Annotated in this window: 12 protein-coding genes; 11 read left to right on the top strand and 1 reads right to left on the bottom strand. The window is 37.9% G+C overall.

The window, feature by feature from the left end:
• The first annotated feature begins 21 nt into the window (after positions 1-21).
• The 7 genes from FLAVO9AF_RS02555 to FLAVO9AF_RS02525 all read left to right on the top strand — a co-directional run bounded on the left by FLAVO9AF_RS02555 (position 22) and on the right by FLAVO9AF_RS02525 (position 8,294).
• Positions 22-813, top strand: a complete 792-nt coding sequence (locus tag FLAVO9AF_RS02555) for a gluconate 5-dehydrogenase (protein WP_159683796.1) — start codon at positions 22-24, stop codon at positions 811-813.
• A 19-nt stretch (positions 814-832) separates the two neighbouring features.
• Positions 833-2,233, top strand: a complete 1,401-nt coding sequence (uxaC, locus tag FLAVO9AF_RS02550; protein ID WP_159683792.1) for a glucuronate isomerase — start codon at positions 833-835, stop codon at positions 2,231-2,233.
• A 77-nt stretch (positions 2,234-2,310) separates the two neighbouring features.
• On the top strand, positions 2,311-3,333 hold the full coding sequence (locus FLAVO9AF_RS02545; protein ID WP_159683787.1) for a sugar kinase: 1,023 nt from the start codon (positions 2,311-2,313) through the stop codon (positions 3,331-3,333).
• Between the two features lie 12 nt (positions 3,334-3,345).
• Positions 3,346-4,014, top strand: a complete 669-nt coding sequence (locus tag FLAVO9AF_RS02540; protein WP_159683784.1) for a bifunctional 4-hydroxy-2-oxoglutarate aldolase/2-dehydro-3-deoxy-phosphogluconate aldolase — start codon at positions 3,346-3,348, stop codon at positions 4,012-4,014.
• Between the two features lie 24 nt (positions 4,015-4,038).
• Positions 4,039-4,854: an SDR family oxidoreductase gene (locus FLAVO9AF_RS02535; RefSeq protein ID WP_159683780.1), complete on the top strand. Its 816-nt coding sequence runs from the start codon at positions 4,039-4,041 to the stop codon at positions 4,852-4,854.
• A 38-nt stretch (positions 4,855-4,892) separates the two neighbouring features.
• Complete coding sequence (locus tag FLAVO9AF_RS02530) at positions 4,893-6,335, top strand: tagaturonate reductase (protein ID WP_159683775.1); 1,443 nt, start codon at positions 4,893-4,895, stop codon at positions 6,333-6,335.
• A gap of 342 nt (positions 6,336-6,677) precedes the next feature.
• Complete coding sequence (locus FLAVO9AF_RS02525) at positions 6,678-8,294, top strand: UxaA family hydrolase (RefSeq protein WP_159683772.1); 1,617 nt, start codon at positions 6,678-6,680, stop codon at positions 8,292-8,294.
• A 368-nt stretch (positions 8,295-8,662) separates the two neighbouring features.
• Here FLAVO9AF_RS02525 and FLAVO9AF_RS02520 read toward each other — a convergent pair whose 3' ends face one another.
• Positions 8,663-9,682, bottom strand: a complete 1,020-nt coding sequence (locus FLAVO9AF_RS02520; RefSeq protein ID WP_159683769.1) for a LacI family DNA-binding transcriptional regulator — start codon at positions 9,680-9,682, stop codon at positions 8,663-8,665.
• A gap of 317 nt (positions 9,683-9,999) precedes the next feature.
• Between FLAVO9AF_RS02520 and FLAVO9AF_RS02515 the strand changes: the two genes are divergently transcribed.
• From FLAVO9AF_RS02515 to FLAVO9AF_RS02500, 4 genes are read left to right on the top strand one after another with little or no spacing between them, the layout of a single operon-like run.
• The gene (locus FLAVO9AF_RS02515) at positions 10,000-11,448 is read left to right on the top strand and encodes a glycoside hydrolase family 28 protein (RefSeq protein ID WP_159683766.1); all 1,449 of its coding nucleotides are present in this window, start codon (positions 10,000-10,002) and stop codon (positions 11,446-11,448) included.
• Between the two features lie 25 nt (positions 11,449-11,473).
• Positions 11,474-14,677 (top strand): TonB-dependent receptor, encoded by a 3,204-nt coding sequence (locus FLAVO9AF_RS02510; protein ID WP_159683761.1) that lies wholly within the window; start codon positions 11,474-11,476, stop codon positions 14,675-14,677.
• Between the two features lie 19 nt (positions 14,678-14,696).
• On the top strand, positions 14,697-16,484 hold the full coding sequence (locus FLAVO9AF_RS02505; RefSeq protein WP_159683758.1) for a RagB/SusD family nutrient uptake outer membrane protein: 1,788 nt from the start codon (positions 14,697-14,699) through the stop codon (positions 16,482-16,484).
• A 41-nt stretch (positions 16,485-16,525) separates the two neighbouring features.
• On the top strand, positions 16,526-18,079 hold the full coding sequence (locus FLAVO9AF_RS02500) for a DUF4957 domain-containing protein (RefSeq protein ID WP_159683755.1): 1,554 nt from the start codon (positions 16,526-16,528) through the stop codon (positions 18,077-18,079).
• Positions 18,080-18,248 lie beyond the last annotated feature (169 nt).

Here is an 18,248-nt window from a genome sequence, read left to right as displayed (position 1 = left end):
TAACTTATTAAATAAAAATATATGTCAATCAACCTTTTTGATTTAACTGGAAAAACCGCATTGGTTACTGGAGGTGTTCACGGATTAGGAATGGCAATGGCAAAAGGACTAGGACACGCAGGCGCAAAAATCGTGGTAAACGATCGCGCTTCGAGAGAGACGGTAGATCAAGCAGTGGCAGAGTACAAATCTGTGGGAATCGACGCGTATGGTTACGTTTTTGATGTAACCGATGAAGCAGCTGTAATCGAAAACATTCAAAAAATAGAAGCCGAAGTAGGCCCGATCGATATCTTAATCAACAATGCAGGAATCATCAAAAGAATCCCCATTATTGATATGGAAGTTGCCGACTTTACCGCTGTTGTCAACGTAGACTTGATTAGCCCTTTCATTGTTTCCAAAAATGTAGCCAAAGGAATGATTCAGCGTGGAGGCGGAAAAATCATCAACATTTGTTCGATGATGAGTGAATTAGGAAGAGATTCGGTTAGTGCTTATGCTGCCGCAAAAGGAGGTTTGAAAATGTTAACCAAAAATATGGCCACAGAATGGGCCAAATTCAATATTCAAACCAACGGAATTGGTCCAGGCTATTTTGCTACTAGTCAAACTGCACCCATTCGTGTAGATGGTCATCCTTTTAACGAATTCATTATCAGCAGAACCCCTGCCGCTCGTTGGGGTGACCCAGATGATTTGCAAGGCGCTGCCATCTTTCTAGCTTCGAAAGCCAGTGATTTTGTCAATGGGCATATTCTTTATGTAGATGGAGGAATATTGGCCACTATTGGTAAACCTTCCAACGAATAATAACTTTTAATCCTGTCGTATGAGCACCACATTTATACACGATAATTTTTTATTAGAAAATAAATATGCTGAGGAATTATACCATAATTATTCCAAAAATCAGCCTATCATTGACTACCATAATCACTTAAATCCACAATTTATTGCAGAGGATAAAATTTTCGACAACATTACCAACGTTTGGATAAATGGTGATCACTACAAATGGCGCGCGATGCGTACGTTAGGTATAAATGAGCAATTCATCACTGGTAACGGGTCAGACAAAGAGAAATTTTTAAATTGGGCCAAAACAGTTCCTTATACTATGCGCAATCCTTTGTACCATTGGACACATTTGGAATTAGCACGTTATTTTGACATTTATGATTTGCTCAACGAAAAGTCGGCAGAGAAAATATATGAAGAAGCTTCGGCAAAAATAAATTCAGCTGCTTATAGTACCCGCAATTTACTTCAAAAAGTTAATGCGGAACTGGTTTGTACTACCGAAGACCCTACCGATAGTTTGGAGTTTCATCAAAAATTAAATCAAAATCCTTTCTCAACGAAAATGAGTACGGCTTTTAGACCTGACAAAGCCATTTTAATTTCGAATGACGGATACAATGATTACCTAGACACTTTGGGGAATGTGGCCGAAATAGCGATCAATACCTATACCGATTTATGTGATGCTTTGAGAAAAAGAATTACTTTCTTTCATCAAAACGGTTGTCGTTTGAGCGATCACGGATTGGATCAGATTTATTTTGAAAACTTTACAGCCTCCGAAATAGACTTAATTTTCAAAAAGAAAAGAGAAAACCAAAGTATTACTTCAGAAGAAGCGTTAAAATTCCAAAGTGCAGTATTGTTATTTTTATCTGAAAGCTATCACGAATTGGGATGGGTGCAGCAGTTTCACTTAGGCGCTTTGCGTAACAATAATGCACGTATGCACCGAATTTTAGGTCCAGATACAGGCTGGGATTCTATTGGAGATTATCCTCAGGCTCAAAAATTATCTTCATTTTTAAATGCTTTAGACAGTAAAGACAAACTTACCAAAACCATCATTTACAACTTAAATCCTGCTGACAATGAGGTAATGGCTACTATGATTGGTAACTTTAATGATGGAAGCGTAAAAGGAAAAGTACAGTTTGGATCGGGATGGTGGTTTTTGGATCAAAAAGACGGGATGACCAAACAACTAAATGCGCTTTCGAATATGGGGCTTATCAGCTGTTTCATTGGAATGCTAACCGATTCCAGAAGCTTCTTATCGTTCCCAAGACACGAATATTTTAGACGTATTCTTTGCAATCTTTTGGGAGACGAAATCAAAAGAGGAGAATTGCCAAACGATATGGAATGGATTGGCAAAATGGTAGCCGACATTTCTTATCACAATGCAAAAGAATATTTTAAATTTTAATTATTTATAAATTGAAGAATTGAAAGATTGAAAAATTCAACGATTCAACAAATAAACGATTCAACAATATCATAATTATGAGTAAAGTAGTAGCATTCGGAGAAATTATGTTGCGCCTTTCTACGGAAAGACATTTGCGTTTTGCTCAAGCAAAAACATTGGAAGCTTGCTATGGCGGAGGCGAATTTAACGTAGCCGTTTCTCTTGCCAACTATGGCATTGCTTCAGAATTTGTCACGAGAGTTCCCAACAACGAAATCGGGGCTTGTGCAGTTCAAGAAATGCGCAAAATGAATGTAGGTTCACAACACGTGGTTTTGGGCGGTGAGCGTTTGGGAATTTACTTCCTTGAAACTGGAACTGGAGTGCGTGGCAGTAATGTGGTCTACGACCGTGCACACAGTGCAATGTCTACACTAGAAAAAGGAACTATTGACTGGAAAAAAGCGCTGGAAGGTGCTACTTGGTTTCACTGGAGCGGCATCACTCCTGCTCTATCAGAAAATGCTGCAGAAGCTTGTCTAGAAGCTATTCAAGCCGCTTCCGAACTAGGCCTTACGATTTCCTGTGACTTAAATTATCGCTCTAAATTGTGGCAATACGGGAAAAATCCAAGTGAAGTGATGCCTAAATTATTAAAGTATTGTCACGTTATTTTAGGCGATATTGATACTGCTTTTTTTATGCTCGGAAAACCAAAAGTAGCACCCGATTATACTGCTATTGACCAACTCCCAAAATGGTATAATGAATTACTAGAGTATATTCCGAATTTAAAAGTTGCTGCTACTACTCTACGCTACTCTGTGAATGCCTCACACCAGCGCATTGGCGGACTTTTATTTGATGGCAAAAAAATATATCAAGCAACTGTAAGAGAGGTAACTCCAGTGATTGACCGCGTGGGTAGCGGAGATGCTTTTATGGGAGGATTGATTTATGGACTATCACAGTATCCAAACGATTATCAAAAAACGATAGCATTTGCAACGGCAGCTTGTTGCTTGAAACACACCATTGCTGGCGATTATAATTTAGCAACTTTAAAAGAAGTAGAAAACAGTTTAGATGGCGATTCTTCGGGATTAGTATCACGATAAAACAATAAAATTATGGCAAAATACACAAGAATCGAAGTAGCAACCGTAATGAAAGAAACAGGAATGATTCCTTTATTCTATCACGGAGATGTGGAACTCGGCAAAGAAGTACTCAAAGCCTGTTATGATGGAGGTGCTCGTTTGATGGAATTTACCAGCAGAGGCGATTTTGCCTTCGAAATTTTTGGAGCACTCAACAAATATGCGTTAGCGGAATTGCCCGGAATGATTTTGGGCGTAGGCTCGGTAACGGATGCTGCTGCCGCCTCGTTGTATATGCAATTGGGAGCCAATTTTATAGTAACTCCTGTATTGAGAGAAGATATTGCCCTAGTTTGTAACCGCCGAAAAGTACTTTGGTCACCCGGCTGTGGCTCGCTTACTGAAATTGCCAAAGCCGAAGAATTGGGTTGCGAAATTGTAAAATTATTTCCGGGTGATATTTATGGCCCTCAATTCATAAAAGGCATAAAAGGTCCTTGTCCTTGGACGAGTATTATGCCAACAGGCGGCGTTTCAACTTCCGAAGACAATCTGAAAAGTTGGTTCGATGCTGGCGCAACTTGTGTTGGAATCGGTTCACAATTGATTTCAAATGAAATACTAAACGCCAAAGATTTTGATGGTTTACGAGAAAAAGTAAAACAAACCTTGGAGACCATCAAAGCAATAAGAGCCTAACGAACCCATTAAAAGTAAAGCATTTTGGAAAATAATTTTTCGTTAGCAGAAAAAGTCATTGTAATTACTGGAGCGACAGGAGTAATTGGAGAGGCTTTCGTGAATAGTGTGAGCAAAGCTGGCGGAGCTGTGGGGATTTTGGGTAGAAATGAAGCGATTGCCAACGAAAGAGCTAATGCCATTATTGCTGCTGGTGGGAAAGCCCTTCCGCTAATTGCAGACGTAACGAACGAACAACAACTGCTTGCCGCTAGAGAAAAAATGCTCCAACATTTTGGTAAAATTGACGGACTCGTTAATGCCGCAGGAGGAAATCAGCCAAAAGCGATTATTCAGCCTGAGCAAGATATTTTCAAACTGGACATTCCGGCTTTGGAACAGGTAATGCAGCTCAATTTATTGGGAACGATTTTACCAACTCAAGTCTTTGGCGAAGCCATAAAAGAAACGTGTTCAGGAAGTATTGTCAACATTTCGTCTGTAACGGCTCATTTGGCGGTGTCAAAAGTGCTTGGTTATAGTTTAGCAAAAGCCGCAATTGACTGTTACACCCAATGGTTTGCCCTAGAATTGGCCAAACGATATGGCGATGCTATCCGAATGAACGCGATTGTTCCCGGATTTGTGCTAACCGAACAAAATAAAAGTTTGCTCACCAATGAAGATGGAAGCTGGACCGAAAGAGGAAACTTAATTATCAATAAGACTCCGTTACATCGTTTTGGAACGCCCAACGAACTCGAAGGAGCTTTGATTTGGTTGCTCAGCGATGCTTCCAAATTTGTGACTGGAACAAGAATCACTGTAGATGGCGGGTTTGCTATGTTCAGCGGTGTCTAAAAGAACGAAAAAGAAATATTTATTTTATATATCTAGAAATGAAAAAATTAAATAGCGAAAACATAGGATTAACCGAAAGAAATCCGATAAAAATAGTGCAATTTGGCGAAGGAAATTTTCTTAGAGCCTTTGTTGATTATGCCTTTCAGGAGCTGAATGATACCGTAAATTTTGATGCGGGCATAGCCGTTGTACAACCCATAGAAAATGGGATGGTTCATTTGCTAAACGAACAAGATGGGCTCTATACCCTATTTATGAAAGGATTGAGTAAAGGTCAAGAAATTCAGGAGAAAAAGCTGATTACCAATTTGGTCAAAGGCATCAATCCGTACAAAGAATACGAAAGCTATTTGGCTTTGGCCAAAGAAGAAGCCTTGGCATTTATCATTTCTAATACGACAGAATCGGGCATTGCTTATGATGCTAACGATACCTTGGCAATGCAACCGCCCAATTCATATCCTGCCAAAGTAACCGCACTTTTGTATGAAAGATTTAAACATTTTAAAGGTGATGCTACCAAAGGGTTGACGATTATTCCTTGTGAATTGATTAATAATAATGCCGATACTTTAAAAGAAATCATTTTAAAATATTGTTCGGATTGGCAATTGGAAGAAGCTTTTAGCACTTGGATTTTGAACAGCAACTCTTTCCACAATACCTTGGTAGACCGAATTGTTCCTGGTTATCCAAGAGCAGAAATAGAAGCCTACAACCAACAACTCGACTACAGCGACAATCTTATCGTAACCGCCGAAACTTTTTTCCTTTGGGTTATCGAAGGAGACGAAACGCTGAAACAAAAACTGCCGTTTGATAAAACCAAACTCGATGTAAAGATTGTAGCCGATATGCAACCGTACCGCACAAGAAAAGTACGAATCTTGAATGGTGCTCATACCGCTATGGTTCCGTTTTCGCTGCTATATGGAAACGAAACCGTAAAAGAAACGGTCGATAATCCTTTTACAGGAAGCTTCGTTCATAAAGCCATTTTTGAAGAAATTAACGAAACCATCGCGATGGACAAAAAGGAGTTGGATGAATTTGCCGATGAAATTTTGGACCGTTTTAGAAATCCATTTATAAAACACAATTTGTCTAGCATAGCGCTGAACTCTATTTCAAAATTTAAAGTGCGAGTACTACCAAGCTTGTTAGGATATGTCGCTAAATATGGCAAAATCCCTACTCATCTCACTTTTTCATTGGCGTGCTTGATTTTGTTTTATAAAGGAACTTGGAAAGGAAAGCTTTTGCCAGTAGATGATAGCACTGATATTACTGATGCATTTGCTGAAATTTGGAAATCAAGCACTACGGAAGAAGTGGTACAAAAAACATTGGCAACCGTAGCGTTTTGGGACGAAGATTTAACGGTTGTGAGTGGTTTACAAGAGGCTCTAGTTCGTGCAATCGAAGAAATAAACAGCAACGGAATTGAAGTAGGTTTAGAAAATTTTAGCAAACAATAGTACGCTGATTTCTAAATACCTACAAGGTCCAAAAAAGACCTTGCAGGAATAACGACTAATAGTGTAAATAGGCGTGAAGTTTTGTAATGCAACCCTACTATGCTAAAACAAACGACCTATAATAATTAAATAACAACAAAACGTTCTTTATAGCAGGGATTGCGTGAGGGATAGCAGTGGAGCTCTTTTTGTAAGCTGGCTTTTTTTGACAGGTTATAAAAAAGCGGGAACGGATAGCCCGACCCGACCTTTTTCGGGAGGGGCACGCCCAAAAATCTTTGAAACGGTAGTGTTTTGGAGATGGTTTAGAAAAATAATAGCAACATTTTATACTTGATTAAAATGCAAAAGAAATTAATAAAAGTAAATCCAACAGACAATGTAGCTGTTGCCCTAGTGAATCTTAGCGCTGGTGAGGTACTTTCGTTTGAAAACGAAACCATCACTGTCGAATCGGATGTGAAAATGAAACATAAGATTGCATTGCAACCTCTAGAAGCTGGAGACCGCATCATTATGTATGGTGTTTTGGTAGGGAAAGCGAGTGCGAGAATAGCAAAAGGAGGGCTTTTGTCTACTGCCAATGTGAAGCACGAAAGTGATAAAGTTACTGGAAAAACAGAATCTATTGGATGGACGGTGCCCAATATTGAAAAATGGAAAGACCGAACGTTTATGGGCTATCACAGAGAAGATGGACAAGTAGGAACTGAAAATGTGTGGCTGTTTTTTCCGCTAGTGTTTTGTGAAAACAGAAATATCGAAATCTTAAAAGATATTTTTGAAAAAGAGTTGATGAAACCCAAAGAGAATGATTACCAACTTTTGTTGCGTTCGTTAGTGAAATCAGAAACGGGCGGTGCTGGCAATGAAGCCGCATCTAACGAAGTTAATTTATTCAACAACATCGAGGTAAAATTCATCACGCATCAAGGCGGTTGTGGCGGAATTCGTCAGGATTCACACAGCTTGGCTAAATTACTAGCAGGCTATGTGAACAATCCTAACGTGGCTGGTGCTACGGTGTTGAGTTTGGGTTGTCAGAATCTTCAAATTCAGATTTTCAAAGACGCTTTGGATGCTATTAATCCGAACAGTAAAAAACCTGTGTTGATTTACGACCAACAATCGATTGGAACCATTGAAGCAATGTTGAGTAGCGTGGTGAAAGACACGTTTGATGCCATAAAAGAAGCTAATAAAATTCAGCGAACTCCAGCGCCTTTGTCTAAGCTGAAAATTGGTTTGGAGTGTGGAGGGTCGGATGGTTTTTCAGGTATTTCGGCCAATCCAACTCTGGGAGTATTGTCTGATAATTTAGTGGCTTTGGGCGGCACTACAATTCTTTCGGAGTTCCCAGAATTGTGTGGAGTTGAGCAAGAATTAGTAAACAGATGTATTGATGATAAAGACGGAAAACGCTTTTTAGAATTGATGCAATGGTACGAAAAAACAGTAGTAGATGCTGGTTCTGGATTTGATATGAATCCTTCGCCAGGGAACATCAAAGACGGTTTGATTACCGATGCGATGAAATCGGCTGGAGCAGCAAAAAAAGGAGGAACTTCTCCAATTGTGGGGGTTTATGATTATGGAGAATATATTAATGAGTCAGGCTTTACTTTGCTTTGCACTCCTGGAAACGACGTAGAATGTACTACAGCTATGGTGGGCTCTGGAGCCAATATGGTGTTGTTCACAACTGGATTAGGAACACCAACAGGTAATCCGATTGCGCCCGTAGTAAAAATTTCATCGAATACTGAATTGGCACAAAAGATGTCGGATATTATAGATATCGACACGGGTGGCATCATTAAAGGAGAAAAGACAATAGAAGAAATGGCCGATGAAATGTTGGATTTCATCATTGATGTCGCCAGTGGAACCATTAAAACCAAAGCCGCTATACTGAATCAGAATGATTTTATTCCTTGGAAAAGAGGCGTTTCTTTATAAAAATTTTGGGTTTAATTTGTTTATAAAAAAAGCTGTTGGAGTTTATTTTCAACAGCTTTTTTGATGGTATGAAGTGGTTTTGGTTAATTACTTAACCGTTATAAACCTTGCGAGCCTTGCATAAACCCTTGCGGACTTTGTGGTTAAATTTTTGCCACGGATTTCACGGATGAAACGGATTAATAGCGAACGTTATGTATTTAAACCTTGCGTTCCTTTCGGACTTTGTGGTTAAATTTTCACTTATTATATATTCCCCCTTTTGGGGGATAGGGGGCTAAACCTTGCGCCCCTTGCGTAAAACCTTGCGAACTTTGCGGTTAAAATTTTAAGTAGCTATGTTCCCCCTTTTGGGGGTTAGGGGGCATTTACCTAGTCGAAGATTTTCTGATTTGTAATTCGGGTTTGAGGACAACTTTCTTTTCTATTTTAATGTTGTCGGTATTGTTGATTTGTTCCAAAAATACTTTGGCAGCCATTCTTCCCATCTCAAGTGGGGACTGGTCTACTGAAGAAATAGACAACTCTAAAAAACGAGTAAAAGGCTCATTACCAAAACCAAAAACACAGAAATCTTCAGGGATTTTGATGCCGTTTTCTTTTAATTCTTGAATGGCACCCAGGGCAGCAAAATCACTCGAAGAAAAAATAGCATTCGGAGGATTGGGTAGGCTCAACAATTTTGTTACTGCGTTGCGACCAGCATCAACGTTACTTTTAGTTTGAATGACATAATCGGGATTCCATTCTAAACCAAAATCTTTGAGCGCTTGTTCGTATCCTTTGAACCTGTTTTCATAAATTTCCAAAGAACGATCACCTGAAAAATGCGCGATTCGGGTACAACCTGCGTCAATCAAATTTTTGGTGGCCAAATAACCTCCTTCAAAGTCATCGATGGTCACCGAGCTTACGCCATCCATTTTTTTCTTTCTATCAAAAAAGATGAGTGGTACATTCTTATCTACTACGTGTTTTATAACAGGATCGTTTTCTTTGGACATATTCGAAATAGACATCAAAATACCATCAACCTGAGCATTCATTAAGGTTGTAATGTTTTCAATTTCTCTTTTTTCGTCTTCGTGTGTTTGACAGATAATGACATGATAGCCTTCTGGATGTAATTCTTCTTCTATACCACGAATAACCGATGCGAAAAAGTTTACATCAATACGAGGAACAATTACCCCAACGTTATTACTTTTTCCACTGCGCAGCGATTGTGCTAATCGATTTTGCTTATAATTCATTTTAGCAGCGGTTTCCAATACTAATTTTCGGGTTGCCTCGCTAATTTTTGGATTATTGTTCAAAGCTCTAGAAACCGTTGCAGCGGTGATATCGAGCTTTTTGGCAATATCATAAATTGTTGTTTTTTGGTCCATATATTGGATAAATTGTGAAATAGTTCTTCGGTAAATCTACTAAAAAAAATACATTTAGCTCTTCTTTTGTTATCGATTGCACTAAAAAATATTTTTTCTTTTATTTTGCGCTGTTTTTTTATTTTTTGGGTATTGAAAAAGCAGGATTAATTCTTATTCATTAAGAATATGATAAAAATTGATTCCTTTTTTTTTACTACTTGTTTTTTTATGGCATTTTTTTGTTTATATAAAAAAAAATATTAGATTTGTGTAATCGATTACATAATTGATATTCTTTCTTTTCACTTGAATAGAATAGCATAACCAAAACTAATATGAAAATCAAACATTCCATCGTTACACTTTTCACGCTGACCAATATTTTTACTTTTTCTTTTCTGGCAAAAGCACAAAATAGTGCGACAAATACAGATAAAGTTTGGATTCAGATGAATAAGGTAATTAAATCAATGAAACCAACTCAATTCAAAAACAAAGTATACAATATTTTAGATTTTGGTGCCATAGCAAATGGAACCTTCAACTGCACCGAAGCATTCAAAAAAGCCATAGCTGCTTGCTCAAAAAATGGTGGAGGCAAAGTACTTGTTCCTAACGGAAAATTCTTCACAGGTCCTATTCATTTAGAAAGCAATGTAAATTTACATTTGGAGGACAAAGCCGAAATCTTGTTCAGTACTGATCCGAACGATTACTATCCGCTGGTGCATACTTCATTTGAAGCAACCGAGTTAATGAATTACTCCCCTCTTATTTACGCCTACAAAAAAACAAATATAGCCGTTACTGGCAAAGGGATACTGAACGGTCAAGCTGCGAATGACAACTGGTGGTCTTGGTGTGGCAAAGACGAATATGGTTGGAAAGAAGGAATGCCTAGTCAGAACGACCCTCTCAATCGATTTCGCTTAGTAGATATGGCCGAGAAAAACATCCCTGTAAAAGAAAGAGTTTTTGGAAACAATGGGTATTTGAGGCCAAACTTTATTCAGTTTTTTGAATGTAAAAACACATTGATTCAAGATGTAACCATCACCAATGCTCCGTTTTGGATCATCCACCCTATCAAATCTACTAATGTTGTGGTTGATGGCGTAACCGTAAGAAGTCATGGGCCAAACAATGATGGCTGCGATCCAGAATATTCAAAAAATGTGTGGATTAAAAACTGCATTTTTGACACTGGAGACGATTGTATTGCCATCAAAGCAGGAAGAGATGCTGATGGCAGAAGAGTAGGCATTAAAAGCGAAAACATCATCGTTCAAAATTGTAAAATGTATGATGGTCATGGTGGAGTGACTATTGGAAGTGAAATATCAGCAGGAGTGAGTAACGTATATGTAGAAAACTGTTTGATGGATAGCCCCAATTTAGACCGAGCCATACGAATAAAAACCAATGCCAAACGAGGCGGTTTAATCGAAAACATTCATGTGAGAAACCTACAAGTGGGTCAAGTCAAAGAAGCGGTACTAAGAGTGGATATGTTTTACTCTGTGTACAAAGGAGATAATGAAGGCCCCTTTATTCCAAGAGTAGAAAATATCACTTTAGAAAATGTACAAGTAAAAGATGGCGGAAAATATGGCATCCTAGCCAAAGGATATGCAACATCACCTGTAAAAAATATTCTCTTCAAGAATGTTACCATAGACAAAGTAGGCAAAACATTTCAATTAGAACATGTTGAAAACCTTCGTTTTATCGAAACCAAAATCAATGGTGAAGTCATCAAAGAAAACAACAACAATAAACTATAAACAACAAACTATTAAGACATAAATTATGAATTTAAACCACTTTTCAAGTAAAAAAATACATCCTTATGGGTTGTTACTCTTGTTACTCTGTTTGTTCATGAGTATTCAAAGTTTTGCTCAAAGCACGACTATTAAGGGGATTGTAACCGACAATACTGGTTTGCCTATTCCTGGAGCCAATGTTATTGAAAAAGGAACTACTAACTCAAGTTCAAGTGATTTTGATGGAAAATACGCCATCAAAGTATCGAGCCCAAATGCTGTTTTGGTATTCACCTACATTGGATTCGAGAAAAAAGAAGTAAAAGCAAATGGAAGTACCATTAATGTTTCTTTAAAATCAGAAGAACAAACCTTAAAAGAAGTCATTGTTATTGGATACGGTACTTCTAAAAAATCTGATTTAACAGGTTCTGTTTCTTCAATTTCAGGTGCTGATTTAAAAAAACAACCAATTGCAAATGTTGCCGAAACATTAACTGGACGAGTTGCTGGGGTACAAATTACTTCGTCAGAAGGTTCTCCAGACGCTGATGTCAAAATCAGAATTCGTGGAGGGGGTTCGTTAACACAAGACAGTTCTCCACTTGTCATTGTAGATGGTTTCCCTGTAAACAGCATCAACGACGTTTCTCCATCGGATATTGATAATATTTCTATTCTAAAAGACGCTTCTTCAACTGCCATTTACGGTTCTAGAGGTGCGAATGGTGTAGTGATTATTACCACTAAAAAAGGAAAAAACGGAAAGTTAACCGTTAACTACAATACCTTTTATGGCGTAAAAAGCTTAGCCAACAAAATAGATGTACTACAACCAGAAGATTTCGTAAAACTTCAATATGAATATGCCGTATTAGATAACGATATTCCTTCTTACGAAAAATATTTTGGACAATGGCAAGATTACGACCAATACCTCGGTATGAAAGGCAACGATTGGCAGGAGCAAATCTACGGTCGATTGGGTGAAGTAAAAAGTCATGATTTAGGCATTCGCGGAGGTTCAGACAAAGTGAATTTCAATTTTAACTACGCTCGTTTTGACGAAAAAGCGATTATGGTTGGTTCCGATTTCAACAGAAATAACGTTTCCTTGAGTTTGAACAACAAAGCCAGTGACAAAATTGACCTTTCGTTTACCCTACGTTATTCAGACACTGAAATTAACGGTGGAGGGGTAAATGAGCAAAGAGAAGTTTCGTCTGCCGATGCAAGATTACGTCATAGTGTGGGCTACTCTCCTATTCCACTTCCTGGTTTAACAACAGATGATACCGATGAGGCTTTGTCGAGTTATTTGGTGAATCCTTTTGTTTCTGTAGCTGATAATGACCGAAAACAAGAGAGAACCAATTATAACATGCTAGGAAGTTTTGGTTGGAAAATCATTCCAGATCTTCAATTCAAATCTGATTTTGGTTTAGACAATTATACATATTCTGACAATCGTTTCTATGGTCGCTCTACTTACTATGTAAACAACATTCCTGCAGCAGAAAATCAAGGCTTACCTTCGATTATCATAAGTGAACGCAAGGATACTCGTTTTAGAAATGCCAACACATTGAATTATGATTTTAAAAACATCCTAAGTGAAAATCACAAATTGAAAGTGCTAGTTGGAGAAGAAATGATTGATTCACGTTCGAGTCAAATTGCAAGCACTATTCACGGTTTTCCTAAGTTTTTTGATTTTACTAGTGCTAAAAACCTTTCTTCGCAAGGAAAACCTCAATCGGTTATTAATTTTTTCAGTCCAGACGACAAACTACTTTCTTTCTTTGGTCGTGTGAACTATGATTATAAAAACCGTTATTTATTTACAGCAACGTATCGTGCAGATGGTTCCAGTAAATTCCTAGGCGACAATCGTTGGGGTTATTTCCCAGCAGCAGCAATTGCTTGGAAAATTTCTGAAGAGGACTTTTTGAAAGATGTAAACTGGCTGAATGCTCTTAAACTAAGACTAAGTTATGGTGAAGCTGGAAACAATAATATTCCAACAGGGCAAACTGTTCAAAATTTTGAGTCTTCAAACTCTGCTTGGATCAACAATGTAACCAGCTATTGGTCTGCATCAAAAATACTTGCTAATCCCGACTTAAAATGGGAAACTACGGTTACTCAAAACGTGGGTCTTGATTATGAATTATTCAGCGGAAAATTAAGTGGAACGGTGGAAATGTATAAAAACATTACCAAAGATCTTTTAATCCGTTTTCCTGTTCCTGGTACTGGTTATGATTATCAATACCGAAATATGGGTGAAACTCAAAACACTGGTTTTGAAGCTTCATTAAATGTTATCGCACTTGAAAAACAAAATTATGGTTTGAATTTTTCATTCAATATCGGAATCAACAAAAACCGTATCAACTCCCTTGGGGTGATGCAAAACTTCGGTGAAGCAACCAACTGGGCATCTACTGCCATTGGAAATGATTATGTTGTAAATGTAGGACAACCTATTGGACAAATGTACGGTTACAAAAGCGATGGCCGCTATGAAGTTTCGGATTTTGACTTTAATGGAACTACTTATACTTTAAAAACAGGTGTAGCAAACAGTTCTACCGTGGTAGGAACTGTGGCTCCTGGAAGTATGAAACTAAAAGATATTGATGGAGATGGTATTGTAAATGCAAAAGACTTAACCATCATTGGTAACGCCAATCCAAAACATACAGGTGGTATGGTCATCAACGCCAATGCTTACGGCTTTGATCTTTCGGCAGCTTTCAACTGGAGCGTTGGAAATGATATTTACAATGCCAATAAAATTGAATTTACTACTGCCACTCCAAATGGTCAATACCGCAACTTGAGCTCAGAAATGGCCGATGGCAAAAGATGGACCAACCTTAATGCAGCTGGACAACTAGTAACCGATCCAACAGAATTAGCCGCATTGAATGCTAATACAACGCTATGGTCTCCTATGATGTCAAGATTTGTATTGAGCGACTGGGCTATAGAAGACGGTTCTTTCTTGAGATTAAATACTCTTTCTTTAGGGTACACACTTCCTCAAGATGTTTCTGATAAAATTGGAGCAACCAAATTTAGAATCTACGCTACAGCTACCAATGTATTTGTGTGGACCAATTATTCAGGTCTTGATCCTGAAGTTTCAACCAGAAGAAACACCCCTCTTACACCTGGTGTAGATTATTCACCATATCCGCGAAGCAGACAAGTGGTTTTTGGTTTAAATCTAAATTTTTAATTTTAATAAGTAGTACAATATGAAAAAGATAGTAATTGCAGGAATAATTATAGCAGGCTTATTTTCTTCTTGTCAGGACATAGGAGATGATTATTTAGAGGCTCCAGCAAAATCAACCTTAGATGAATCAGTAATTTTTTCAAACGCAGGTTTAGCCAAAGGCGCTGTGGATGGAATCAAAATACCTTTTGCAGAAACCAACTCTTATCGAGGACGTTTTTTACCTTGGTACGGATTGAATACTGACACCGAATGGTACAACACCTCACAAACTGCTGGGGATAATGCCGATTTGTGTGTGTACGATGCCAAACCCACCAATACCCAAATGAATACAACCAACAATGTTTGGGCAATGATGTATTCTGGAATAGAAAGAGCTAATATTTGTATTCGTGGATTGAGAAATTTTGGAAAACCAGAGCCAGGAACTGATTTGGGATATCTTTTAGGAGAATCATTAACACTAAGAGCCATTTATTATGCTGATTTACTAAAAACTTGGGGAGACGTTCCAGCTCGTTTTGAACCGATTAATTCGCAAACTATTTATTTGGCTAAAACCAATCGTGATGAAATCTACAAACAACTATTAAAAGATTTAGAAGAAGCAGCTACTTTAGTTCCTTGGCCAAATCAAAGCTCTAATACTACTACTGTTGAAAGAGTAAACAAAGCTTTTGTAAAAGGACTTAGAGCTAGATTGGCTCTTGCTGCAAGCGGCTTTCAACAATACCCTGACGGAATTAGAAGAAGTAAGGATGCTGAACTTTCTGTTGAAAAAATGTACAAACTGGCCTTAGATGAATGCCGTTCAGTAATTAGTAGTGGTTCCGCTCGTTTGGAATCTTCTTTCGAAACCCTATGGAAAAACTACAATCAAGAAAACATTGCCGCTGGTGGTGAATCGCTTTGGGAACTTCCTTTTGCAGATGGTAGAGGTAGAATGTTGTTTACTTTCGCTGTTAGACATACCACCAATGACCAATTTCATGCCAACGGAAGCAATCGTGGAGGCGCTGCAGGACCACTTCCTCATGTGTTTTATGACTATGACCAAGCGGATAGCAGAAGAAATGTTACTTGTGTTCCTTACAAATATGGAGCTGCAGTAAACGGCATTGCTAAACAAGAATTAGGCGCATTAGACACTTGGTATTTCGGAAAATACCGTTACGAATGGATGAAACGTTTTGTTACTTCTACCAACGATGATGGCGTAAACAAAATGTATATGCGTTATGCCGAAATACTTTTAATGGCTGCCGAAACCGCTAACGAATTAGAAGGACCAGCTGCTGCTGCACCTTATTTGAAAGAAATTCGTAGAAGAGCCTTTGCTCCAGCAGTGCATGCTCAAAAAGTAGATAATTATGTAAATGCTTTAAACTCAAAAACTACCATGTTCAACGCAATTGTAGAAGAACATAAATTTGAATTTACTGGCGAAATGGAACGCAAACAAGCATTGATTCGTTGGAATTTACTAAAAGCAAAATTAGACGAAGCCAAAGTAAAAATGGCCAACCTAAAAGCACGTACTGCAGAATATGCCGATGTACCGAGCACTTTATATTTTAAACTTGGAACAGACAATGTGACTCTAACGATTTATGGTTTAAACAGAGGCGAAGTAACGAATCCTGGAGTTGATTATACCTCATTTGCATGGACCAAACTTGATGACGCTAAACTCAACTCTTTGTACAAAGAAGGCGTTAATCCAGATAACCGACAATTTTGGCCAATATGGCAAGTGTTTATCGATGGAAGTAATGGCAAATTGACCAATGATTATGGCTATTAGTCTTCTAAAAAGTAAAATAATAATTTAAGCTATCAATGACCATGAAAACAAAACATATCCTAAAAGGCTTACTGTCTTTCTTCTTTCTAGCGCTAATGACAAGCAGTTGCGAAAGCTATAACGAAGAATTAATTGACAGTTTAGTAACCGACAGAGCCTTTTCTCCTATTGGATTAACAGCTAAGGTAAAAAATCAAACTACGGTAGAACTTAACTGGACAACCAGTGAAGCAATCGATTATTATGTAGTCGAATTTAGTGCCGATGATACCGAATTCAAAACTATTTTTAAAACAGTAAAAGTAACCGCCAAAGAACTTCCTGTTCAGGTAGCTCTTGAAGGAGAAACTACCTACTCAATAAGAGTAAAAGGAATTAGCGCAACAGGACTTGAAGATTCAAAATGGTCCATAACTACAGCCAAAACATTATCTGAACAATTATTTTTACCCATAATAGAAGCCGAAATTGAAGCTAAACAAGCTACTTTGAGATGGGTGGCTAATAGTACTGTAACCCATATTACCTTAAATCCTGGAGCAATACAACGCAACTTAACAGCAGAAGAAAAAACAAAAGGAGTAGCTGTAATTACTGGTCTGACTGGTGAAACGCAATACACTGCCGATTTATTCAACAACACGAAGAAACGTGGAAACACGACCTTCAAAACAGGAATTGATATCGGAAATGGAATACTTATTAAGCCAGAAGACAATTTAAATGATAAAATAACTAATGCGGCTTCAGGTGCAATTCTTGTTTTAGCTCCCGGAGACTATAAAGCTTTTTCAGGAACGATTACAATCAACAAACCAATAACTATCAGAGGGTTGTATAGCTTTAACAAACCATTATTGCATGTGAATTTCTTAGTAACAAGTGGCGCTGCAGATATTACTTTGTTGGACTTGGATATGAATGGCGATAAAACATTAACAGACGCCATCAGATTCAATTCAGCTAGCACTACATATGGCGCATTGCTAATTAGTGGATGTGACATTCATGACTTTGATCGTTCCTTATTAGGAGGTAATGTAGCCAGCGCAAAGGTTCCTTCGATTACCATTGACAACTGTATAGTAACTAACATTGTAACTAACAGTGGTGATTTTATTGATTTCAGAACTACTCATATTAGCGACTTAAACATTAAAAACAGTACATTCAATAATTGTGCACCAACTAGAGACTTTATTCGTATTGATGCCGCATCAGGTCTTTCAGGAACTGGATTGACAACAAAAGTGAACATCGACAGCTGTACCCTATACAATGTATGTAATGCTGCAGGAAATAGAATTCTGTATGTACGTTTTGTAACTAATGTATTATCAGTTAGCAATACCCTATTTGCACAAACCACAGCTACCTATTCTAATCAGACGGGAACAACAGTACCTACTTTCTCTAAAAACAATTATTTCAATGCTGCAGCACTTTTCACTACTGCAGCCTCTCCAATAAAATTTGATAATTCTGGGACTCACACCACCTTAGATCCCCAATTTGAAAATGCAGCCACTGGTAATTTCAAACTTAAGAATCAAACCTTAATAGATTCAAAAATTGGTGCCCCTCGTTGGCGCTAATCCTTTAAATAAATAGCAACTCAAGAACGAGGCATACCATAAAGTATGCCTCGTTCTTTTTTTTCGCTATACACCAAATACTTAGCACTTCCTTTGCTTCTTCAATTAGGGTCCAAGTAACAGAATTACAATCAATAAAGATATTGTTATCGATTACAATATTTTTAAA

The organism is Flavobacterium sp. 9R (assembly GCF_902506345.1).
Classification (GTDB): domain Bacteria; phylum Bacteroidota; class Bacteroidia; order Flavobacteriales; family Flavobacteriaceae; genus Flavobacterium.
This window is presented reverse-complemented; position numbering and strand designations above follow the sequence as displayed.